This window comes from Bradyrhizobium sp. NBAIM03, assembly GCF_020194055.1.
Classification (GTDB): Bacteria; Pseudomonadota; Alphaproteobacteria; order Rhizobiales; family Xanthobacteraceae; genus Bradyrhizobium; species Bradyrhizobium yuanmingense.
Genome location: NZ_JADYVS010000009.1, coordinates 214,413 through 235,626 on the forward strand (window position 1 = coordinate 214,413; position 21,214 = coordinate 235,626).

Below are 21,214 nucleotides of genomic sequence, written 5' to 3' on the forward strand. Positions count from 1 at the left end.
TCTCTAGCACGTCATTCCGGGGCGCGCGAAGCGCGGGCCCGGAATCCATTTGTCCACATCAGTAATGCGGATGAGTGGATTCCGGGCTTGCGCCAAGAGGGCGCAACCCGGAATGACGAGCGAGCGTTTGTTACGCCGGCGGCTTCGGCCAGGGCCGCTGCGGGCCGCGCAGGCCTTCGAACGCCTTGGCCATGCCGAGCACGCCGATGTCGTCGAAGCGGCGGCCGATGATCTGCACGCCGATGGGAAAACCCCTGGCGTCGAAGCCGCCGTTGAGGGAGATCGCCGGGTTCTCCGACATATTCCACGGCACGGTATAGGCGATGTGCTCGAACGGCTTCATGGGATCGTTGGTCGGCGACGCCCATTCCGCCGGAAAGTTCACGTTCGGCGCGGTCGGCGAGATCACATAGTCCAGCTCGCAAAAGAGCTTCGCCGCAGCCGCGCGGATCGCCATGGTCTGGTTGAAGCCGCGGATGACGTCGACGCCCGAGAGCTTGGCCCCGGACTCGCCCCACTTGAAGATATAGGGCAGCACCTTGGCCTGCTCGGCCGGCGTCAGCTTGGACAGATCGTCCCACATCCGCGCGCGCCAGAAATTGTCGAGGCCGTCGAGCATCTCGCGCGTGAGGATGCCGTCGACCTCGGTGACGACGCTGCCTGCGGACTCGAATGCCTTCGCGGCCTTCACTGCGACCTCGCGCACCGGCTTCTCCAGCGCCAGGCCGCAGCCGGGATCGAGCATCAACCCGATGCGTAGTTTTCGCGGAGATTTCTCCAGCCCCTTCCAGTTCAGCAACTCGGCCGGCAGGCTCATGCCGTCGCGGCGGTCGGGCTTTGCGATCGCGCTCATCATCAGCGCGCAATCGTCGACCGTGCGGGTCATCGGGCCTGCGACACGGCCGACATAGGTGGGGTCGATCGGCACGCGGCCAAAACTCGGCTTCAGGCCGACGAGGCCGCACCAGCCGGCGGGCAGGCGAACCGAGCCGCCGATATCGGTGCCGAGATGCAAGGGCCCGTAGCCGGCCGCGGCGGCGGCGCCTGCGCCGGCGCTGGAGCCGCCCGGGTTCTTGCTGAGATCCCACGGGTTGCGCGCGAGCGCATGGAACGAGGAGAGCCCGGAGGACAGCATGCCGTAATCGGGCATGGTGGTCTTGGCGAAGATGATGCTGCCGGCCTCACGCAGCCGCGCAGCGGGCGGCGCGTCCTTCTCGGCCGGCACGAGCTTGACGCTGGCTGCCCCCAGCGGCACCGGCACGCCTTTGGTCGCGATGTTGTCCTTCACCGTGACGGGTACGCCGTCGAGCGGCCCGGAGGGCTCGCCGCCGGTCCAGCGCGCGGTCGAGGCCTTTGCGGCCTCGCGCGCGCCATCGGGGTCGAACGCATAGAGCGCCTTCAGATGCGGTTCCCACGCCGCGACATGCGCGAGCACGTCCTCCAGCACCTCGCTCGGCGAGAACTGCTTGGCACGATAACCCGCGATCAGGTCGACCGCGGACAGATCGTGCAGCGAGGTGACCGCTTCCTCGACGCTCTTTTTATGCATTGCCACCCACCGGCATGCGCGTCTCGACGATGCGGGCGAACATGCTGGCACCGATCGGCAGGATCTTGTCGTCGAGCACGAAGCCGGGATTGTGCACGGGCACCGAGCCGTCATGGCCGACCCAGAAGTAAGCGCCGGGAATCGTCTCCAGCATGTCGGCGAAATCCTCGCTGCCCATCTTCGGCTGGATGCGGGTGATCACGTTGGCGGGATCGACGATGGTGCGCGCGACCTCCTCGACCACCTTGGACTGCTCGACCTGGTTGACCAGAACGCCGAACGTGTCGCGGATGTCGGCTTCGATCGTGCACTGATAGGCGGCGGCGATGCCGGCGCAGATGGTGCGGATGCGCTCGGCGATCAGGGCGCGGACTTCGTTCGAGAAGGTGCGGATGGTGCCGCACAGATGCGCATCGCCCGGAATGACGTTGTAAGCCGAGCCGGCATGGATCTGGGTGATCGAGATCACCGCGGCTTGCAGCGGGTCGACGTTGCGGCTGACGATGGTCTGGATCGCCTGCGCCAGTGTGGTCGCAATGACAACCGCGTCCTTGGAGCGCTCGGGCATCGCGCCATGCGCGCCGTAGCCGGTGATGCGCAGGTCGAAGAAGTCGGCACTGGCCATGGCCGGGCCCGGCAGGATCGCGATCTCGCCATGGTTGAGGTCGGGCGCGTTGTGCAGGCCGTAGAGCTCGTCGCAGGGAAATTTCTCGAACAGCCCGTCCTTGATCATGGCGCGGGCGCCGCCGAGGCCTTCCTCGGCCGGCTGGAAGATCAGATGCACGGTGCCGTCGAAATTCCGGGTCTCGGCGAGATAGCGCGCGGTGCCGAGCAGCATGGTGGTGTGGCCGTCATGGCCGCAGCCGTGGAAGCGGCCGGGGATCTTCGAGCTCCACTTCAGATTGGTGTTCTCTTCCATCGGCAGCGCGTCCATGTCGGCGCGCAGCCCGATGCGCTTGCTGCCGGTGCCCTTGCCCTTGATGACGCCGATCACGCCGGTGCCGCCGAGGCCGCGATGCACTTCGATGCCCCAGCTCTTCAGCTTGTCGGCGACGATGCCGGAGGTGCGCACTTCCTCGAAGCCGATCTCGGGATGGGCGTGGAGGTCGCGCCTGATTGCGGTGAGCTCGTCGGCGTAGCCGTCGATGCGATCGATCGTGGGCATGTGGTCCTGTCCGGTTAGCGTGAGGGAGGCGTGAATACGGGGCCGTTCGGCTTGATGCGGATGCCCGGGCGCAGGCGCGTCCAGGGTAGCGAAGCGGTGTCGGCCGGCATCGCACCGGGCGCGGCACAGATCATCAGCTTCTCGGCGATCGGCTCGAAATCGGCGCGGAAATGCACCGAGCTCTTGTTGACCAGGATTTTCTGTTCGGTCGGCTCGATGCCGACATAGCGGTACATCGCCTGGTCGGCGAGCTGGGCCTTGTGCGAAGAGACGACGATGCGGACATCGCCGATGCGCAAGGCTGCGGACGGGCCCATCTCCATCTCGCGGCCGCCGTAATAGGGACCGGGCGCGATGAAGCGGCCGTCCGAGAGCTGCTCGACCACGAAGGTCTCGCGATAGGGCTCGTCGCCGGGGATGCCGGACTTGCCGCCGAGCGACAGCGTCACGGTGGCGCCGACGCCGGCTGCGTGCGCGGCCTTGGCCGATTCCGGATCGTAGATCGCGCCGGTTGCGGCACTCGCCTTGTTGCGCACCAGCGCGCGCAGCATGCCCGTGGTGTCGGAATCGCCGCCGGCGCCCGGATTGTCCTGGGTGTCGGCGATGATGATCGGCTTGCGCGCGCCCTTGGCAAGTTCCATGGCGTGGCGCACGCCGTCGTCGGGCGTCCAGATCTTGCCGTCGAAATCGTTCTCGTGGCTTTCGATCAGCTTCAGAAGCGCGTCGGCCGCACGATCGGCGTCGTGTTGCGTCTTGCCGTAGGCGAACACGCTGGGGCCGCAGTCGCGGAAATCGGCGGCGGGAAAGCCGGGCGCGAAAGAGAGGGTGGGAACGGCATCGCTCTCCAGCGCGGCGAGTCTTTCGTAGATGCCTTTGGTGGGCTGGTCGTTGGTGCATTGCCAGCTGATCGGGATCAGGAATGGCAATTGCCGGAAGGCCTTTGCGAAGCGCTGCTTCGTCTGCAGCAGCAGCACGAGATGGCGCGCGCAGGCGCGGCCGGTCTCGGCCATGTCGACATGCGGATAGGTGCGGTAGGCGATCAGCGCGTCGGCATGCTCCATCATCTCGGGCGTGACGTTGGCGTGGAGATCGAGGCTGGTGACCAGCGGAACATCCTTACCGATGACGCGGCGCACGCGCGCCAAGATCTCGCCTTCGCCGTCGTCGAGATGCTCGGTCACCATCGCGCCGTGCAGGTCGAGATAGACGGCGTCGATCGGGCCGGCGGCGGCGATGCCGTCGACCATGACCTTCACGATGCGCTCGAATGCGTCTTCGGTGACATGCGCCGACGGGCTCGCGCCGCAGGCGATGGTCGGAATGAGTTCCCAGCGGTTCGCCTCGGCGCTGTCGACGAAACCGGCGAGCCCGACATTGATGCGGCGCATCACCTTCAACACGTCGGCACCTTCAGTCATCGCCGGCCAGCCGCCGCCATGCTGGAAGTCCGCGAATGTCGCCTTCGTCGGAGCGAAGGTGTTGGTCTCGTGCAGGAAGCCGCCGACGGCGATGCGTGTCATTCAGTTCAGGTCCAGCGTTGAAAAGTGCGCGACGTTAGCCTTGGCTCTGAGGAGAGGGCAAGGTGAGAGGCCATCGTGCCACGCATAGGGTCAGATCGATTTGGGAATGCTGCTCCGCCGTCATTCCGGGGCGCGCGTAGCGCGAGCCCGGAATCCATCGTGCGACAGAGTTCGCAGCCTGATGGATTCCGGGCTCATCGCTTCGCGATGCCCCGGAATGACGAGTGGAGAGACCTAGGCCGTCGCCCCCACGCCCTCGGCCACCGGCCTGAAGTTCGCAAAATCCCAACCCCGCCCGGGCGCCGCATCCAGCAGCGCCTTGGTGTAGGCCTCCTTAGGATGCGTCAGCACTTCGGCGGCCGGTCCCTGTTCGACGACGCGGCCGTGCTGCATCACCACGACCTCGTCGCAGATCTGGGCTGCGACGCGGAGGTCGTGGGTGATGAACAGGATGGCGATGCCGAGCCGCTTCTGGATCTCGTCGAGCAGCTCCAGCACCTGCGCCTGCACCGAGACGTCGAGCGCGGAGACCGCTTCATCCGCGACCAGCACGTCCGGATCGAGCGCGAGTGCCCGGGCGATCGCGATGCGCTGGCGCTGGCCGCCGGAGAATTGGTGCGGATAGCGCGACACCGCATCCGGCGGCAGGCCGACCAGCTCGAGCAACTCGCGCGCCCGCTTCATCGCGTCGGCGTGCGCCACGCCGTAATTGACCGGGCCTTCGGCGATGCTCTCGCCGACGGTGACGCGCGGATTGAGCGAACGATAGGGATCCTGGAATACGATCTGGATCTTCTGCCGATGCGGCTGCAACAGGCGGCGCGAGATGTCGGCGATCTCGCGGCCGGCGAGGCGCACGCCGCCGGAGGTCGGATCGATCAGGCGCACGATGCAGCGCGCAACCGTCGACTTGCCCGAGCCGCTTTCGCCGACGATGCCGAGCGTGCGGCCCTTGCGCAGGGTCAAGGTGACCTTGTCGGCAGCGACGACCTCGCGGCCTTTGCCGAAAAAGGCGCGCTCCTTGTAGACCTTGCTGAGCTCGTTGGCCTCCAGCACCACGGGCTCGCGGGTTTCCTCGCGCGGCGGGCGCGGCACCAGGCTCGGCACCGAGGAGAGCAGGTTGCGGGTGTATTCCATGCTCGGATTGCGCAGCACGGTCTCGAGCGGACCGGTCTCGACCAGCCGGCCCTGCCGCATCACCGCGACGCGGTCGGCGATCTCGGCGACCACGCCCATGTCGTGCGTGATGAACAGCACGGCGGTGCCGTGATCGCGCTGGAGCTCGCGGATCAGCGACAGGATCTGCTTCTGCGTGGTGACGTCGAGCGCGGTGGTCGGCTCGTCGGCAATGAGCAGCTTCGGCTCCAGCACCAGCGCCATCGCGATCATGATGCGCTGGCGCTGGCCGCCGGAGAGACGGTGCGGGTAGGAGGCGAAGATGCGCTCGACCTGGGGCAGGTGGACCTGCTCCATCATGTCGAGAATGCGCTTCCTGCGCGCTTTGGCATCGAGTTTGGTGTGGGCGCGGAGCACCTCGTCGATCTGGCGGCCGACCGGCACCACCGGATTGAGCGCGGTCATCGGCTCCTGGAAGATCATCGCCATCTTGGTCGCGCGGAGCTGGCGCAGGCGGCGGTCGGTGGCGGTGAGCAGCTCCTCGCCGACCAGCTTCACGCTGCCGCCGGTTGGCACCAGCGTGCCCTTCGGCAACAGGCCCATGGTGGTGAGCGAGGTCACCGACTTGCCCGAGCCGCTCTCGCCGACGAGGCACAGCGTCTCGCGCTCGCGCACCTGGATCGAGATGCCGTCGATGATGTTGGCGCCTTTCGGCTGCTTGCCGATGGAGACGACGAGGTTGTTGATGTCGAGGATGGTGTCGGTCACGTCAATTCTCTCCGTCATTCCGGGGCGCGACAAAGTCGCGAGCCCGGAATCCATCGGGCCGCAGCACGCGTGGTGAAATGGATTCCGGGCTCGCGCTACGCGCGCCCCGGAATGACAACGCTACTTGTTTCACTTCCCCTCCCGCTGCTTCATGCGCGGATCGAGGGCGTCGCGGGCGGCGTCGCCGATCAGGTTGATGCTGAGGATGGCGATGGAGAGCAGCAGGCCCGGCCAGAAGATCAGCGACGGCTTGATCTGGAAGTACTGGCGGCCCTCGGCCATGATGTTGCCCCAGGTCGGCGTCTCCGGCGAGATGCCGGCGCCGAGGAAGGAGAGGATCGCCTCGGTCAGGATGGCGCTGGCGCAGATATAGGTGCCCTGGACGATCAGCGGCGCGATCGTGTTCGGCATCAGGTGGCGCCACATGATCTTCGGCAGGCTCGAGCCGACCGAGATCGCGGCCTCGACGTAAGGCTCCTCGCGCGCCGACAGCACGACCGAGCGGACCAGGCGTGCAACGCGCGGAATCTCGGGGATCGTGATCGCGATCAGCACGGTCCAGAGGCTGGCGCCGGACAGCGACACCACGGCGATCGCGAGCAGGATGCTCGGCATTGCCATCAGGCCGTCCATGACGCGCATCATCACGGAATCGACCAGCTTGAAGAAGCCGGAGACGAGGCCGATCGCCAGCCCGATGGCGATCGACAGGATCGCCGCACCGATGCCGATCAGAAGCGAGATGCGGCCGCCATAGATCACGCGCGACAACACGTCGCGGCCGTAGGCGTCGGTGCCGAGCAGGAAGTGTGCGGAAGATGGCTTGAGCCGCTGCGACGGGGCGAGCTGGATCGGATCATGCGGCGCGATCAGCGGCGCGAGGATTGAGACCACCACGATCAGCGCGAGCAGGCACGTCGCGGTGGCGATGATCGGGGTCGAGGTGAGGAATCCGAATCGCGGCCGCAGCGGCGACGTGATCGGAATGGAGGACTGGGGAAGGGTATCGACCGACATTTTGTTCTTGTCCTTGCCTCAGTACCGGATCCGGGGATCGAGCAGGGTGTAGGCGACGTCGATGAGAAGATTGACGACGACGTAGATCAGCGAGGTCAGCAGGATCATCGCCTGGATCACCGGATAGTCGCGCGCCAGCACCGCATCGACGGTGAGACGCCCGATGCCGGGGATGTTGAACACGCTCTCGGTGACGACGACGCCGGAGATCAAGAGCGCAAAGCCGGTGCCGATCACGGTGATCACGGGCACGGCGGCGTTGCGCAGAGCATGGCGCATCATCACCGCAACCTCGTTGATGCCCTTCGCGCGCGCCGTTCGCACGTAGTCTTCGCCGAGCACGTCGAGCATCGCCGCACGCGTCATGCGCGCGATCAGTGCGACGTAGATGAAGGACAGCGCGCAGGTCGGCAGGATCATGCGCTCGAAGAACGGACCGAAGCCGTTGAAGATGCTACGGAAGCCCTGCACCGGCACCCAGCGCAGCTCGATCGCGAAGACCTGGATGAGGACATAGCCGACCACGAAAACCGGCACCGAGAAGCCGAGCACGGACAGACCCATCACGAAACGGTCGATCCAGGTGCCGTGCTTCCACGCCGCGATCACCCCCAAGGGAACTGCGACGATGACGGCGAGGATGATGGTGCACAGCGCGATCGAGATCGACGGCTCGACGCGCTGGCCGATCATCTTCATCACCGGCAAATTGGAGATGAGCGACGTCCCGAGGTCGCCGTGCAGCAGCTTGTTCACCCAGGTGACGAACTGCACGATCAGCGGCTCGTTGAGGCCGAGCGATTCGCGGATGCGCTCCAGCCGTTCCGGGGTCGCGTTGTCGCCGGCGAGGATCGCGGCGGGATCGCCGGGGGTGAGGCGGAGCAGGAGGAAAACGAACAGCGCGACCACGCCCATCACGGGCACGGCGGCGAGAATTCGGCGAAGGAGATATCCGAGCAAGTTGGATCCGTCAGTTTAGAGTCAAATTGGGCAGGGCTCTTCGGCCAGCCTGCCATCAGCCTAACATTTCAGCAATTCCCGTGCCACGAGGGCCACAGTTTTTGCGGTGCAGCCAATCTTCGTAGGGTGGGCAAAGCGGAGCGTGCCCACCTGCTTTCGGTCGGGAAAACGGTGGGCACGGCGCTTTGCGCCTTTTGCCCACCTACGGGATCGCTTCGCGATCACTCCAGCGTCGCCAGCAGCCCCGCCATCAGCCGTCCTCGCTCAGCGAGACTCTCGACTTCGATATACTCTTCGAGCGTGTGGACATTGCCGCCGCGCACACCGAGGCCGTCGAGCGTGGGGATTCCCATCGCGCCGGTGAAGTTGCCGTCCGAGCCGCCGCCGGAGCTTGCATGCGGTAATTCCATGCCGAGAGATTTGGCAATGCCGCGGGCCTTCTCGTACAGTGCCATGGTGCCGGCATTGGGCTCCCAGACCGGCCGCGTCACGCCGCGCGTGACCTTGAAGCTGACGTCGTTGCTGGTGCCGGACAACGCCAGCATCCGCTCGACGCCGCGGTCGAGATCGGCCTGGCGCTTGGCCATGGAGAGCGCCTCGCCCGTCGCCGTGGTAGCAACGCAATTGACCCATTGGCCGCCATGCACGACGCCGACCGAGAAGGTGCAGTCCTCCGTCGTCATGGCGTCGATCGCGAGGATCTGTCGCGCCATCTCGCGGATCGCCGAGCGTCCCGAGGACAGCGTCGCGCCGGCGTGGCTCGGCCGGCCCGTCGCTTCGAGGTTGAAGCGTGCGATGGCGTAACGTCCGGTGGTGACGCCGTTGTCGGCGCGGCCGGGCTCCGGCACCAGCACGTATTTGTTGCGCGCGGCTTCCGCCTCGATGATGTCGCGCGTGGAGGGCGTGCCGACTTCCTCATCCGGCGTGAACAGCACGGTGATTGGCAATGGGGTCGTGAACGAGGCGCGTGCCAGCTGGCGGATGGCTTCCAGCGAGAGGTAGTTGCCGCCCTTCATGTCGTAGATGCCGGGGCCATAGCACTTGTTGCCCTCGCGCCGCCATTTCAGCTTCTCGATGGTGCCGACCGGGTGGACGGTATCCATGTGCCCGGCGATCAGGATGCCGGGCTCGCCCTGCTTCGGATGGGGGAAACGCGCGCGGATGACCCCGCCGAAGCCCTGGCGGCCGGCGATGCGCTCGATCGTCGCACCCATGATCGCCATATCTCGCGCTGCGATATCGAGCATGCGGTCCACGGCACCGGCATCCCAGGTGGGGCTTTCGCATTCGATCCAGCCGCGCAGGCCTTCGAGCATGGCCTCGGAATCAAAGGGAAGATTGGCAGGATTCATCTCAATGTCTCTCAAGCTTGGAAAGATGGAACGCGCATTGCATTGGCGCGGACGGGACAAGCGGAGGGTGTTGTAGAGCCAAACCGATCTTTGTGGAGCCCGTGCGCGCGCCGCAAGGGCTTGCACCGAAACCGGATTGACGCGCTTCACCCTGTCTGCAAGTCTCGAAAGACGAAGGCATTGCATGAGGTTAGTTCGCCCAACGAACGAACCTCATGCTCAATCAATAACCTGCCTTTGAACAGTTTCACGTCAGGAGAACTTTCTATGTTCCACTTCATGCGCCGGGGGCCTCGCGCGTTCGCCTCCACACTTGCGCTGTCGGTCGTCGCGCTTTCGACCGCGCTGGCCTCGCCGGTGCTCGCGGCCGGCAAGACTCTCACGGCGGTGCTGCATTCGGATTTGCGCATCATCGATCCGATCTTCACCACGGCCTACATCACGCGTGACCACGGCTACATGGTTTACGACACGCTGGTGGCCACCGACTCGAATTTCAAGGTCCAGCCGCAGATGGCGGACTGGAAGGTCTCCGACGACAAGCTCACCTACACGTTCACGCTGCGCGACGGCCTGAAGTGGCATGACGGTGCGCCGGTGACGGCGGAGGACTGCGTCGCTTCGCTGAAGCGCTGGGCTGCGGTCGACGGCATGGGCCAGAAGCTCATGGACTTCACCGCCAGCATCGAGGCGACCGACCCCAAGACCATCACGCTGAAGCTGAAGGAGCCCTACGGCCTGGTGCTCGACTCCATCGGCAAGCCGTCCTCGCGCGTCGCCTTCATGATGCCGAAGCGCCTTGCGGAGACGCCGCCGGACAAGCAGATCCCCGAGCAGATCGGCTCTGGTCCGTTCAAGTTCGTGCAGGGCGAATTCCAGCCCGGCGTGAAGGCGGTCTACGTCAAGAACACTGACTACGTGCCGCGCAAGGAGCCGGCGAGCTGGACCTCCGGCGGCAAGGTGGTGAAGGTGGACCGCGTCGAGTGGATCACCATGCCGGACTCGCAGACCGCGGTGAACGCGCTGCAGTCGGGCGACATCGATTTCATGGAGAACCTGCCGTTCGACATGCTGCCGGTGCTGGAAGGCAACAAGGAGCTCACCATCGAGGTCCTGAACAAGTTCGGCTTCCAGACGCTCGGCCGGATGAACTTCCTGCATCCGCCGTTCGACAACGTGAAGGTGCGGCGTGCTGCCTTGCTGGCCCTGAACCAGAAGGACGTGCTCGACGCGCTGGTCGGCAACGCCAAATATCAGAAGATCTGCGGCGCGTTCTTCATTTGCGACACGCCGCTCGCAACCGATGCGGGCTCCGAGACCCTGGTCAAGGGGAACGGCATGGCGCAAGCCAAGAAGGCGCTCGCCGAGTCCGGCTATGACGGCACGCCGATCGTCATCATGGCCCCTGGCGACGTCACGACGCTGAAGGCGCAGCCGATCGTTTCGGCCCAGCTGCTGCGCGAGGCCGGCTTCAAGGTCGACCTTCAGGCGACCGACTGGCAGACGGTGGTGAGCCGCCGCGCCAGCCAGAAGCCGCCGAAGGAAGGTGGCTGGAACATGTTCTTCACCAACTGGGTCGCGGCCGACGTGTCCAACCCGATCGCCAATCTCTCGATCGGCGGCCAGGGCAAGAAGGGCTGGTTCGGCTGGGCGGAGGACGCCAAGATCGAGCAGCTCAAGGACGCTTTCGTCCGCGCGGCCTCGGTCGACGATCAGAAGAAGATCGCCGCCGACATCCAGAAGCAGGCCTATGAGCAGGTGATCTACATTCCGCTGGGGCAGTATCTCATCCCGAGCGGCTGGCGCAAATCGCTGACGGGCGTGCTCGACGGCCCCGCGACGCCAGTGTTCTGGAACATCGACAAGAAGGAATAAAGCATGATCCGGAAAAGTGCGAAGCGGTTTTCCGGAAAGATCACGCGCAAACAACAACCTAAAGCGCGATGACGATCATCCGAATCTCATCGCGCTTTACGCGCCGCGCGCCTTGCATGTGAATACGAACGGCGCCGCAGTTTCCTGCGGCGCCGTTTTTTCTATGAGGCGGTCTGTGATCGCGCTCGTCTAGCAGTGGCTGTCGCGCAGCTGCTCGAGCCCTTCACTCATGAATGCCAAGCTCGAGTCCATTCGTTCATCGGAACGAGGCTGCGAAATCGGCTGTTCGATCTCGGACGCGGGCTGATCCGATCTGTTCTCTTGTTCCATCTCGCCAATCCTCTGAATTGCTGCAGTACAACATCGCGAGGGGCGGGAAGTTCCTAGCTGATCGGGCGATGATGCGGCCTGAACAGCCGCCCTTTCTCCACCACCAGCACGATCGCGAGCGCGGCGAGGGTGGATAGGAAAAAGCCGATCGAGAACGGCAGCAGCGTGCCGTCGAAGCTCTGCCCGATTGCCATGCCGACCACGATCCCGATCAGCGTGGTGATCGAGCCGTACAGCGAGGAGGCGGTGCCGGCGATGTGGCCCTGCGGTTCCATCGCCAGCGCGGTGAAGTTGGCGACCATCATGCCGAACGAGAACATCATCAGGGCCGAGAGCACCATGAACAAGGCGAGCGACAGCACGCCGAGGCTTTCCGTCAGCAGCATCACGCCGGCCACGGCCGTGTAGAGCGTCAGCGCGCCGTGCGAGATCACGCGCATGCCGAGCCGGCCGACCAGCCTCGCATTGAGGAAGCCGGCGATGGCTGTGCCGGCGGCAATCGCGGCGAAAGCCAGCGGGAAATATTGGCCGAGATGATAGATGCCGGTGAAGACCTGCTGGGCGCAGAAGACATAGGCGAACAGCGCGCCGATGACGCTGCCGGCGGCGGTAGCATAGCCGACGGTCTGGCGATGGGTCAGGGTCTGCCGGAATGCCGAGAGCACGTCGGAGGGCGCCAGCGACCTGCGCTTCGACTCGGGAAGCGTCTCGGGCAGCCGCAGCACGCACCATGCGAGCGCGAGCAGGCCGTAGAGCATCAGCACCACGAAGATGCCGCGCCACGCCGTCACCAGCAGCACCGCCTGTCCGAACGAGGGCGCGACCACGGGCACCGCGATGAAGATCATCATGGCGAGCGACATCACGCTCGCCATGCGGCGGCCGACATAGCAGTCGCGCACGATCGAGGTCGCGATCACGCGCGTCGCCGCGGTGCCGAGCCCCTGGAGCGCACGCGCCAGCAGCAGCGTCTCGAACGAGGGGGCAATGACCGCCAGCACGCTCGCCACCGCATAGACCGCCATGCCGCCGAGCAGCACCGGTCGGCGCCCAAAACGGTCCGACAAGGGACCCATGACGAACTGACCGGCGCCGAAGCCGATCAGGAAGGTCGACAGCACCAGTTGCAGGTGGTTCTCGACGGGAATCTTGAAGGCGGCGCCGATATTGGGCAGCGCCGGCAGCATCATGTCCATCGCGAGCGGGTTCAGCGCCATGATGGACGCGATCACGATGACGAACTCCGGAAAACCCATTGGGCGGTGTCCCGCGGACACCCAACCGTCGGCATTGACGTCGGACAAGAAGCTTACCCCTGCAATCAAGCGACTTATCTAGCCCTGGTGCTGCGTTGCACAACCCATGTTTCGGGATGGCTGGCAGGCGGAGCAGGAGCGGTCAAAAACGGGTGAGGGCCCGTCGCCGGCCTGATGGGCCATCCGGGACCTCGTCGCCGCGCACATCGAAGCGTTTTCCAAGCGCGTCGCCGGAGGGCTGGGCCTGCAACCAGGGATTCACCATAAGATCGGGCGCGGCACGCCGGGGAGATGAATCGGCAACCCGTCCTGTCCATTGTGGCTGGAGCGGCTGCCGCAACGGCGCAGCGAGAAGCCAAACAGGGTATCGCCCGTGTCCGACATATCAGGTGCAGCACGATGGTTGGCGCCTGCGGCCAAGGCTGCCAGGCGCAACGTCTGGCTTGCCGGCGTGGTCACGCTGACCGCGCTGCTGGTGCTCGGTAATCTCGCCAACGATGCCTCGCTCGACCTGCCCTATGGCTGGGACGTCCGGGTCAATTGCGCGGCGGTCGATGCGCATGCCGACGGGCTCGATCCCTACTTCGTCAAGAACCTGAAGGGCACCACCTATTCTTATCCCTATCTGCCGGTGACGCTGGACGTCTTCCGTCCCCTCTGCGCGGGCGGCGTTCTGCTCGATCATTACCGAAGCATCTTTCTCGTCCTCGCCGTGCTCTGCGCGCTGCTTCTGCCCGGCCTTGGCCGGACGCGTGCCAGCGCGCGCGATGCTGGCTTGAAGGTGCTCTGCGCGCTCGGCGCGTTCGTCGGTTTCGAATTCGTGGTGGCGTCGGGGAATTTTGCGCTGCTGAGCGGAGTGCTGACCGCGATCGCGCTGAAGCTCCTGCTACGCCCGCTCGCGTCCGAACAGAATTCGAACTTTTCCTCGCGCCTCGCCGGCGCGGCGCTGCTCGGCCTCGTGACCTCGTTCAAGCTGGTGTTCGTCCCGGTGCTGGCGGCGCTCTATTTCCTGCCGCTGCCGCGTGGCCGCAAGCTGGCCTTGATCGCGGTGGCCGCGTTCGCCTTCGCGTTGCCGCTCGCGCTGTCGCGCTTGCTGTATCCCGATCTGTTCGCGAGCTGGCTGCTCGCGATCGCAGGACAAATTCCCGGTCAGCATGCCGTCGGTCTCGTGGAGAGCAATCCGTCGCTGTTGCTGCTGGCGCGCGACCTCATGGTCCAGGCCGGCTTCGGTGACGGCAAGCCGGCGATGTTGGCGGCCTACGCGTTCGCGGCACTCGCGCTCGTGCTCGTGCTCGTGCCGTTCGCGCTGTCCGTCCTACGCGCGGCCGCGAGCGGATCGGTGCGGGCAGGGGCATCGCTGCTGACGCAGCTCGATCGCTGGCTGATGGATCACCCGCGCACGGCGATGCGCATCACGGTGCTTGCCATGTTCGCGCTCTATCTCAGCTCGCCGCGTCTGAAGGAATATGCCTTCTTCGAGCTCGCGCTTCTTGCCGCGATCCTCATCGTCGATCTTCCGCCCCTGGCGCTCGCCGCCATCCTCGGCATCGGCCTCGCCTTCCCGGCACTGGTCTCGCTTCTGGGCGCGCCGATCGAGGGCACCTTCATCCTCCTCGTCATCGCGCTGATCTGCTTCTGGATCGTGCTGCTCGATTTCCGCGCAGAGCCCGAGCGCCTCGAGCAAGGGTGATACAAGCTAGTGGTGCGGGCAGCCGGGGTCGAACCGGCACAGCGCTTGCGCACCGAGGGATTTTAAGTCCCTTGCGTCTACCAATTCCGCCATGCCCGCTTGATCCAACGAGATCAAACACTTAAGTCCGTTCCGGCGGTCTGGAATTGGCGGCGTTTCGCGCCGGAGGGACGGTTCTTCCTTAAGCGAGCCGGGGGCACAAGGCAAAGCCTCAATCCGGACATCTGTTGCTGCTTTAGGCATTCTCAATCCACGGGGGCTATTCATCCGGCATGGCTGCTTCGTTTTCCTTTTGGCTGCGCGGCTTTGGCGCGCTGTTCGCGCTGCTTGCGGCTGGCCTCGCGCTGTCCGGCTGCGCCGGCGTGAGCGAGACGATCGCACCGGCCTTTGCCGATCCCGCCAAATACGAATTGTACGATTGCAAGCAGCTCGAGACCGAGCGCAAGGACCTCGCCAAGCGCACCGCCGATCTGCAGAGGCTGATGGAGAAGGCCGAGACCGGGGCCGGCGGCGCCGTCGTGTCCGAACTCGCTTATCGCAACGATTATATCGCCGTGCGCGGGCAGGTCCAATTGGCCGAGGATGCCTGGCGCCGCAACAGATGCCGGGAGACGCCGCCCGAGGCGCCGCCGCCTCCGGCATCGCCCGCGGCCAGCGCCAAATCCGCGTCGAAATCCGGCAAAGCGGCCCACTGAGGCATGCTGCCGGCGGCGCGCCGCATCAGGGCCGCCAGCCGTAGATCCAGTCCTGTCGCGCCAGCATGCGCTCTGGGCCGAGCGCGCGGATCGCAAGATCGCGTGCGAGCGCGAGCGGCCCATTGAGATGATAGATGCGGCCCTGCTGCCGCGCGGTCCGCTGCACCCGCCGCACCCGCGCCTGGCGGGCACGGCCGTATTGCGTCAGCGCGGCGGCAACCGCTTTGCTGCTCTCGGCGGCCTCCGGGCTCAAATGCCGGGCGAGCACGGCGGCATCCTCGATCGCCATGCCGGCCCCTTGGGCTGCGAACGGCAGCATCGCGTGCACGGCATCGCCGAGCAGCGCCACCGAACCCTTGCTCCAGGGGCAGCCGTCCGGCACGCCGAACAGCGCCCATTTGCGCCAGCTGTCGACCGCGGCGAGCAGCATCCGCGCCGCCGGCGGCCAGCGCGGGCCGGCAAAGGCGTCCATCACCTCGCTGATATCGCCGGGCGTGCTCCAGCCCGGCCGGTTCCAGGTGCCCGGCAGCACCGCGACCACGTTGATCTGGCGCCCGCCCGCAATGGGATAGGCGACCAGATGGGCGTTCGGCCCCATCCAGAGCTGCACCCGGCGCGCGGTATAGTCCTTCGGCAATTGCGTGGCATCGAGCGTGCCGCGCCAGGCGATCAGGCCGGAAAAGCGCGGCTGCACCTCGGGAAACAGATGCTGGCGCACCGTCGACCAGATGCCGTCGGCGCCGATCAGCGCGCTGGCGAGATCGCTGCGGCGGATCGTGCCGCTGCGATGGACCACGGTCAGGCCCTTGGCGTGAGGCGCGACGTCCTCGAAGGTCGCGCCCAGCTTCAGGTCGATGTCGGGATGGTCGGCGACGGCGCCGGCGAGGGCCGCTTGCAGGTCGGCACGGTGCACCACCCAATAGGGCGCTCCGGCGCGAAGCGAGGCGGCTTCGCCGAGCGGCATGCGCAGCAGCTCGCCGCCGGCGCGCGCGCTCATGATCGAGAGCGCTTCCGGGGTGACGGCGCGCAGCTTGAGGCGTTCGGTGAGGCCGAGCTCGACCAGCACGCGGCTGGCATTGGGCGAGAGCTGCAGGCCGGCGCCGACCTCCTCGAGGCGTTCGGCCTTCTCCAGCACGACGATGCGGAAGCCGCGGGCGGCGAGCGCGAGCGCGGCCGTCAGGCCACCGATGCCGGCACCGGCGACGACGATCGTTCGGGAGAGCGCCACCCCTTAACCGATGGACGCGGTCAGGCCACCTTGTCCTTCAGCACACATTCCGGCGGGCGGGCTTCGCCGGGCTTCAGGTCGGCCGCGAAGCGGTACAGCGTCGAGCAATAGGGGCAGATGATCTCGTTGTCGTTGCCGAGGTCGAGGAAGACGTGCGGATGGTCGAACGGAGGATTGGCGCCCACGCACATGAACTCTTGCGAGCCGATCTCGATGACGGGGACACCGGCATCGTTATGGAAGTGCGGGACGACATGGTCGGACATCGAAGTTCATCCTGGAGTGGCAATGGCGGCAGATACAATCACGAACTTACGCGGCATCTTTGAGGCGCTGCGGACCATACTGGCGGGTACAGGTGATTGCTAGTCCAGCGGAACCGAAAAGCTTCGCAAGCGCCCCATGCTCATTTGCTCATGCAAATTCGACACAATCTTGCGCCCCTAGAGAAGCCCTTCTTTCGTCGGGGACGTTGTGTCGCAATTTTGGCATACTATCTCTGTGGTTGCGTGAAACCGGGACGAAAGACGTAGTGTTCCGCGCAAGCGATCTCAGGGCATCCGGGCTTTCCACATGAAGTGGCTGCGAATCAGTACGGCGTTGGCGGGAATGGCCGTGTGCGGCTTCGTGCTCGCGCAGGTGGCGCCGCATGCCCGCGAGGCCGGCGCGATCCTGGCTGCCCAGGACGATCCGGTCGCGCTCTCCGAGCGGAAGCTCGATGCACTGCTCCGGCACAACGACCGCCTGGTTCAGGACAATATCGAGGCCGCGCTCGCGGCCGGCGATGCCGATCTCGCCGACAGTTTCGTCACGCTGGCGCGCGAGCGCAACATCGCGCTTCCCGACGACCTCTTGAGCCGCGTCGCTGATGCCGTGAAAGCGGAGAATTCCACCGCGCATTTCGCCAAGCGCTTCGCCACGGGTCTCGTCACCGGCAACGCGGACGATGTCGCCAGCTTGTCCGGGACCGTGGCCGGCGATCTCTTCGTGTTCGGCGACATCAGAGACGTGGTGCGCGAAGGCAAGCACCTCGCCATGGGCGAGGACACCGACCGCCTCGTGCTCTCCCTTGCGGCGGCCGGCCTTGCGGTGACGGCGGCAACCTACATCTCCGTCGGCGGTGCCGCGCCGGTGCGCGCAGGACTGACGCTGGTGAAGGATGCGCGCAAGCTCGGACGGCTCGGCGAGGGGCTCGCCGCATGGGCCGGCCGGTCCGCGCGCGAGGTCGTCGACGCGCCGATGCTGCGGAACGCGGTGGCATCGGGCTCGGTGCTGCGCCCAGGCCAGACCGTGAGCGCGATCAAGGCCGCGTTCCGGGCCGAGAAGGCCGGTGCGCTGGTCCGGCTCGGCAAGGACGTCACGCGCGTCGCCGGAAAGACCGGCACGCGCGGGGCCATGGATACGCTCCGCATCGCCGAGGGCCCCAAGGACGTCGCGCGCGCCGTGCGGCTTGCGGAAGCGCAAGGCGGCAAGACGCGCGCGATCATCAAGCTGCTCGGCCGCGGCGCGCTGCTGCTCGTCGGTGGCGCGTTCGATCTGGCGATGTGGCTGTTTGGCGCGGTCGTGACGCTGTTCGGCCTGCTCTCCTCCATCAAGGCGACGACCGAGCGCCTGACCCAGGCCTGGTGCGATCGCAGGCGGGCGCGGCGGCTGCGCCGCGCGCAGATGGCGGCCGACGCTGCTTTGGCCAACGCGGCCGCGACGGCCTGAGGCGCGATCCGCTTCGGGCTATTGTTTGAGCATGATGTTGCCGGAAAACCGCTGCACACTTTGCCGGATCGTGCTCTAAGATCGAGCTGTCCCCCACAAGATCCCACGGAACTGCTGATGCCGAGCTTTCACAACGGCGCCGTTGAAATTGCCTATCTCGACGAAGGCGAGGGCGATCCGATCATCCTGGTGCACGGCTTTGCCTCCAGCAAGAACGTGAACTGGGTCTATCCGACCTGGGTGTCGGAGCTGCGCAAGAACGGACGCCGCGTCATCGCGCTCGACAATCGCGGCCATGGCGAGAGCGCAAAGCTCTACGAACCCGCGCAATATTCTATACCCGTAATGGCCGGCGACGTGCTCGCACTGATGGATCACCTCGCCATCCCGCAGGCCGACATCATGGGCTATTCGATGGGCGGGCGGATGACGGCCTGGCTCTCCCTCAACGAGCCGCAGCGCCTGCGCTCGGCGATCCTCGGCGGCATCGGCATCGGCGGCCTGATCGAGGGCAGCGGTCCCGGCGAGAACGTCGCCAAGGCGCTGGAGGCGCCCGCGCTGGACGACGTCACCGATCCCGTCGGCCGCACGTTTCGCGCGTTCGCCGACCAGACCCGCTCCGACCGCCGTGCACTCGCCGCGTGCCTGCGCGGCACGCGCGATCTCATGACGAGGCAAGAGGCCGCGCGCATCGAGGTGCCGGTGCTGATCGCGGTCGGCAGCGCCGACGATGTCGCAGGAAGCGCCAGCGCGCTCGGCGCGATCATACCGGGTTCCGAAGTGCTCGATATTCCCAATCGCGACCACATGCGTGCAGTCGGCGACAAGGTTTACAAGACCGGCGTGCTCGACTTCCTGTCACGCCGCGGCTGAGGCGACATTGCATGGCCTATCGGGTACGTGGCGCATCGCCGCGCTCCGCCTGGCCAAAGGTCATCACCCAATCGCGCTGCTCATCCGTGTCCGGCACGATCAAGCCCCGCGAAGCTCCAATCAGCTCAAGAGCTTCCTTCGCTTGGATTCCGGAACAGATCAGTGCGCAAGCTGCAATTACCGAAGATCGGCCGATCCCCGCGCGACAATGGATCGCCATAGAACGACCATCTCGCAAGCCGCTGGCTAATAAGCGAGCGATCTGCGATGCCTCCGGTCGCGATTCTGGCAATCCCCGATCCGGAATCGGAAAAGAGATGAAGTCGATTCCGTTAGAACGACAAACCTCGTCTTCACGCTGTAACCCAAGCTCTGAAACCTCCTCGCGCTCGAGAAGGCTCACTACCAGATCGACTCGGGCGTCCTTCCACTCAATGACTTCCATCTCCAACCACTCGTCGGCGCGAGGACGCGCCATAATCGCTATTCGTCCAGCCGCTTGAATCTCGATCCAATGTAATCGGGACATCTCAAACCCTTGGTTGATGCAAGACGGGATCGCATAATCCACACCTCACCGGCAGCCGCCGCCTGGAGCTCATTTTCCTGGCGACCGAATGTCGGTGACGACTGCTGCTTCACACCACCTTGTCGCTGAACGCGGTGGGAAGCGTGTTGAGGAACGACATGACGCGCTGTGTGCGCAGGGGCGGGCGGCGGCCCGAGGTGCGCAGCATCCAAAGGGGTTCCCCAGGCGCGCGCCAGGGCGCCAGCACTTCGACCAGCCGGCCGGCGCGAAGGTCTTCGCCAACCAGCCACGCCGGCCCCCAGCCGACACCGAACCCATTCACGATCAAAGCGAGCGAAGCATGCGCGTCGTCGCAAATATGCTTGGGCTTGGGGGTGATGCGAATGGGTCCTTTGCCGCGCGGGTCGGCGAAGCGCCAGGTCAGGATCTGACCGCTCGCGGGATTGCGGAAGCCGACGTGCTCGTGCGCGGAAAGCTCAAAGGGAGTGGCCGGCGCGCCGCGCGCTTTCAGATAGGCAGGCGAGGCGCAAGCGATCCAGGAGAAGGTGCAAAGCCGCCGTGCCTGATGACCGGGCGCGCGATCGAGCGGCCCTGTGCGGATCGCGATGTCGACGCCTTCCGCCGCGAGATCGAGAATCTCGTTGCGGAATTTGACCTCGATCTCGATTTCCGGCCGTTCCCGCAGGAACGCGGGCAGTCGCGGCAGGATGCAGGCGCGCGCGAACGAGGCGGGGGCGGTCACGCGCACCCGTCCGCCATCGTCGCGCGCGACTTCGCCGAGCGCGGATTGGACACGGGCGAGGCTTTCGGCCAACGCGCGTCCCGCCGACATCAGCCGGTCGCCCTCTGCGGTCAGCGCCAACGAATGGGTGGAGCGATGCAAAAGTCGCAATCCGTGAGCCTGTTCGAAGCGGGCGACCGCCTTGGACATCGCCGATGTGGTCGTCCCCGCCCGCCGCGCGGCTTCGGCGAAGGAGCCTGCCTCGACGACGCGGACGAAGGCGAGGAGGCGCGAAAGGTCGGGAGGCAAAGTCGTTGTGGACATGAAGTCCACATAGCCATGGCCAGACGGTCACTACAAGACCCATTCGAGAACGGCTAATCGGGGAGTATCAGCACGCATTCTGCGGCGCTGGAAACGCGGGACGTCCGATGAACCCTATCGAAATTACGCTGCAAGCCCTCGACGCCGCCGAGCGGGCGATTCCATCCGGGCAGCCGGTTTATATGCTCAATCTGCTGCGCTACCGCGCGCAGGCGCGTTACGAGGACGGCTTTGACGCCGCGCCCTGCTCGGGCCGTGAAGCCTTTCATGAGCGCTACAGGCCGGCATTCCGGCGCCTTGCGGCCGGCAAGCCGATCGCGCCGATGTTTTCCGGGCCGATCCTCGCGAGCCTCGTCGGCTCGCCAAGCGAACGCTGGGACGAAGCGGCGCTCAATGAGTACGGTGACTTTGCCACCTTCCGCTCGATCGTCGACACCGAGACTTACAGGCGCGAAGTGGCGCCCCACCGGCACGCGGCGCTTGAGGATTTCCGGCTGTTCGCGCTCGCCAAGGCGATGTGAAACTATGGCGACAGT

18 protein-coding genes and 1 tRNA gene are annotated in these 21,214 nt (G+C 65.8%); 6 read left to right on the top strand and 13 right to left on the bottom strand.

The annotated features are described in order from the left end of the window. Positions 1-130: 130 nt before the first annotated feature. The 7 genes from I6F21_RS16505 to I6F21_RS16535 form a co-directional block, all read right to left on the bottom strand. A complete protein-coding gene (locus I6F21_RS16505; RefSeq protein WP_225139806.1) occupies positions 131-1,549 on the bottom strand; it encodes an amidase in 1,419 nt (472 codons plus the stop codon). After that, positions 1,542-2,714, bottom strand: a complete 1,173-nt coding sequence (locus I6F21_RS16510) for a M20 aminoacylase family protein (protein ID WP_036015333.1) — start codon at positions 2,712-2,714, stop codon at positions 1,542-1,544. Before I6F21_RS16510 ends, I6F21_RS16505 begins: the two co-directional genes overlap by 8 nt. Positions 2,715-2,728: 14 nt before the next feature. Then, positions 2,729-4,234 (bottom strand): M81 family metallopeptidase, encoded by a 1,506-nt coding sequence (locus I6F21_RS16515; RefSeq protein WP_225139807.1) that lies wholly within the window; start codon positions 4,232-4,234, stop codon positions 2,729-2,731. 234 nt (positions 4,235-4,468) lie between these two features. Then, complete coding sequence (locus I6F21_RS16520) at positions 4,469-6,118, bottom strand: dipeptide ABC transporter ATP-binding protein (protein WP_225139808.1); 1,650 nt, start codon at positions 6,116-6,118, stop codon at positions 4,469-4,471. A 129-nt stretch (positions 6,119-6,247) separates the two neighbouring features. Next, positions 6,248-7,135, bottom strand: a complete 888-nt coding sequence (locus I6F21_RS16525; RefSeq protein ID WP_225139809.1) for an ABC transporter permease — start codon at positions 7,133-7,135, stop codon at positions 6,248-6,250. Between the two features lie 18 nt (positions 7,136-7,153). Then, positions 7,154-8,095: an ABC transporter permease gene (locus I6F21_RS16530; RefSeq protein ID WP_036029753.1), complete on the bottom strand. Its 942-nt coding sequence runs from the start codon at positions 8,093-8,095 to the stop codon at positions 7,154-7,156. Positions 8,096-8,316: 221 nt separating this feature from the next. Continuing rightward, the gene (locus I6F21_RS16535; protein ID WP_036015323.1) at positions 8,317-9,447 is read right to left on the bottom strand and encodes a M20/M25/M40 family metallo-hydrolase; all 1,131 of its coding nucleotides are present in this window, start codon (positions 9,445-9,447) and stop codon (positions 8,317-8,319) included. Between the two features lie 267 nt (positions 9,448-9,714). Between I6F21_RS16535 and I6F21_RS16540 the strand changes: the two genes are divergently transcribed. Then, entirely contained in the window at positions 9,715-11,322 is a 1,608-nt protein-coding gene (locus tag I6F21_RS16540; RefSeq protein WP_036015319.1) for an ABC transporter substrate-binding protein, read from the top strand. Between the two features lie 383 nt (positions 11,323-11,705). Here the strand turns inward: I6F21_RS16540 and I6F21_RS16545 are convergent, their stop codons facing one another. Beyond that, positions 11,706-12,956 (bottom strand): multidrug effflux MFS transporter, encoded by a 1,251-nt coding sequence (locus I6F21_RS16545; protein ID WP_225139810.1) that lies wholly within the window; start codon positions 12,954-12,956, stop codon positions 11,706-11,708. Positions 12,957-13,281: 325 nt separating this feature from the next. Between I6F21_RS16545 and I6F21_RS16550 the strand changes: the two genes are divergently transcribed. Then, on the top strand, positions 13,282-14,598 hold the full coding sequence (locus I6F21_RS16550; protein WP_225183342.1) for a hypothetical protein: 1,317 nt from the start codon (positions 13,282-13,284) through the stop codon (positions 14,596-14,598). Positions 14,599-14,608: 10 nt separating this feature from the next. Here I6F21_RS16550 and I6F21_RS16555 read toward each other — a convergent pair. After that, a tRNA-Leu gene (locus tag I6F21_RS16555) sits at positions 14,609-14,697 on the bottom strand. Positions 14,698-14,870: 173 nt separating this feature from the next. Here I6F21_RS16555 and I6F21_RS16560 point away from each other — a divergent pair. Continuing rightward, a complete protein-coding gene (locus tag I6F21_RS16560) occupies positions 14,871-15,293 on the top strand; it encodes a twin-arginine translocation pathway signal (protein WP_225139812.1) in 423 nt (140 codons plus the stop codon). A gap of 25 nt (positions 15,294-15,318) precedes the next feature. Here I6F21_RS16560 and I6F21_RS16565 read toward each other — a convergent pair whose 3' ends face one another. Next, complete coding sequence (locus I6F21_RS16565; protein ID WP_225139813.1) at positions 15,319-16,521, bottom strand: FAD-dependent monooxygenase; 1,203 nt, start codon at positions 16,519-16,521, stop codon at positions 15,319-15,321. A gap of 20 nt (positions 16,522-16,541) precedes the next feature. After that, positions 16,542-16,787: a zinc-finger domain-containing protein gene (locus tag I6F21_RS16570; protein ID WP_008562814.1), complete on the bottom strand. Its 246-nt coding sequence runs from the start codon at positions 16,785-16,787 to the stop codon at positions 16,542-16,544. A 307-nt stretch (positions 16,788-17,094) separates the two neighbouring features. Here I6F21_RS16570 and I6F21_RS16575 point away from each other — a divergent pair, with 307 nt between their 5' ends. Both I6F21_RS16575 and I6F21_RS16580 read left to right on the top strand, forming a co-directional pair. Continuing rightward, positions 17,095-18,231, top strand: a complete 1,137-nt coding sequence (locus tag I6F21_RS16575; protein WP_225139814.1) for a hypothetical protein — start codon at positions 17,095-17,097, stop codon at positions 18,229-18,231. Positions 18,232-18,348: 117 nt separating this feature from the next. Continuing rightward, a complete protein-coding gene (locus tag I6F21_RS16580; protein ID WP_036015305.1) occupies positions 18,349-19,104 on the top strand; it encodes an alpha/beta hydrolase in 756 nt (251 codons plus the stop codon). Positions 19,105-19,120: 16 nt separating this feature from the next. On the opposite strand, the gene I6F21_RS16585 is transcribed toward I6F21_RS16580, so the two are convergent. Next, positions 19,121-19,549: a protein-tyrosine phosphatase family protein gene (locus tag I6F21_RS16585; RefSeq protein WP_225183343.1), complete on the bottom strand. Its 429-nt coding sequence runs from the start codon at positions 19,547-19,549 to the stop codon at positions 19,121-19,123. 193 nt (positions 19,550-19,742) lie between these two features. Continuing rightward, entirely contained in the window at positions 19,743-20,678 is a 936-nt protein-coding gene (locus tag I6F21_RS16590; RefSeq protein ID WP_225139951.1) for a LysR family transcriptional regulator, read from the bottom strand. 182 nt (positions 20,679-20,860) lie between these two features. Here I6F21_RS16590 and I6F21_RS16595 point away from each other — a divergent pair, with 182 nt between their 5' ends. Beyond that, on the top strand, positions 20,861-21,199 hold the full coding sequence (locus I6F21_RS16595; protein ID WP_225142679.1) for a hypothetical protein: 339 nt from the start codon (positions 20,861-20,863) through the stop codon (positions 21,197-21,199). Positions 21,200-21,214 lie beyond the last annotated feature (15 nt).

Excerpts from the sequence above, each read along its gene's own strand:
- I6F21_RS16575 (WP_225139814.1), top strand. The coding sequence starts at position 17,095 with ATGAAGTGGCTGCGAATCAGTACGGCGTTGGCGGGAATGGCCGTGTGC.
- I6F21_RS16560 (WP_225139812.1), top strand. The coding sequence starts at position 14,871 with ATGGCTGCTTCGTTTTCCTTTTGGCTGCGCGGCTTTGGCGCGCTGTTC.
- I6F21_RS16590 (WP_225139951.1), bottom strand. The coding sequence starts at position 20,678 with ATGTCCACAACGACTTTGCCTCCCGACCTTTCGCGCCTCCTCGCCTTC.
- I6F21_RS16585 (WP_225183343.1), bottom strand. The coding sequence starts at position 19,549 with ATGGAAGTCATTGAGTGGAAGGACGCCCGAGTCGATCTGGTAGTGAGC.
- I6F21_RS16580 (WP_036015305.1), top strand. The coding sequence starts at position 18,349 with ATGCCGAGCTTTCACAACGGCGCCGTTGAAATTGCCTATCTCGACGAA.
- I6F21_RS16525 (WP_225139809.1), bottom strand. The coding sequence starts at position 7,135 with ATGTCGGTCGATACCCTTCCCCAGTCCTCCATTCCGATCACGTCGCCG.
- I6F21_RS16570 (WP_008562814.1), bottom strand. The coding sequence starts at position 16,787 with ATGTCCGACCATGTCGTCCCGCACTTCCATAACGATGCCGGTGTCCCC.
- I6F21_RS16510 (WP_036015333.1), bottom strand. The coding sequence starts at position 2,714 with ATGCCCACGATCGATCGCATCGACGGCTACGCCGACGAGCTCACCGCA.
- I6F21_RS16535 (WP_036015323.1), bottom strand. The coding sequence starts at position 9,447 with ATGAATCCTGCCAATCTTCCCTTTGATTCCGAGGCCATGCTCGAAGGC.
- I6F21_RS16540 (WP_036015319.1), top strand. The coding sequence starts at position 9,715 with ATGTTCCACTTCATGCGCCGGGGGCCTCGCGCGTTCGCCTCCACACTT.
- I6F21_RS16595 (WP_225142679.1), top strand. The coding sequence starts at position 20,861 with ATGCTCAATCTGCTGCGCTACCGCGCGCAGGCGCGTTACGAGGACGGC.
- I6F21_RS16515 (WP_225139807.1), bottom strand. The coding sequence starts at position 4,234 with ATGACACGCATCGCCGTCGGCGGCTTCCTGCACGAGACCAACACCTTC.
- I6F21_RS16505 (WP_225139806.1), bottom strand. The coding sequence starts at position 1,549 with ATGCATAAAAAGAGCGTCGAGGAAGCGGTCACCTCGCTGCACGATCTG.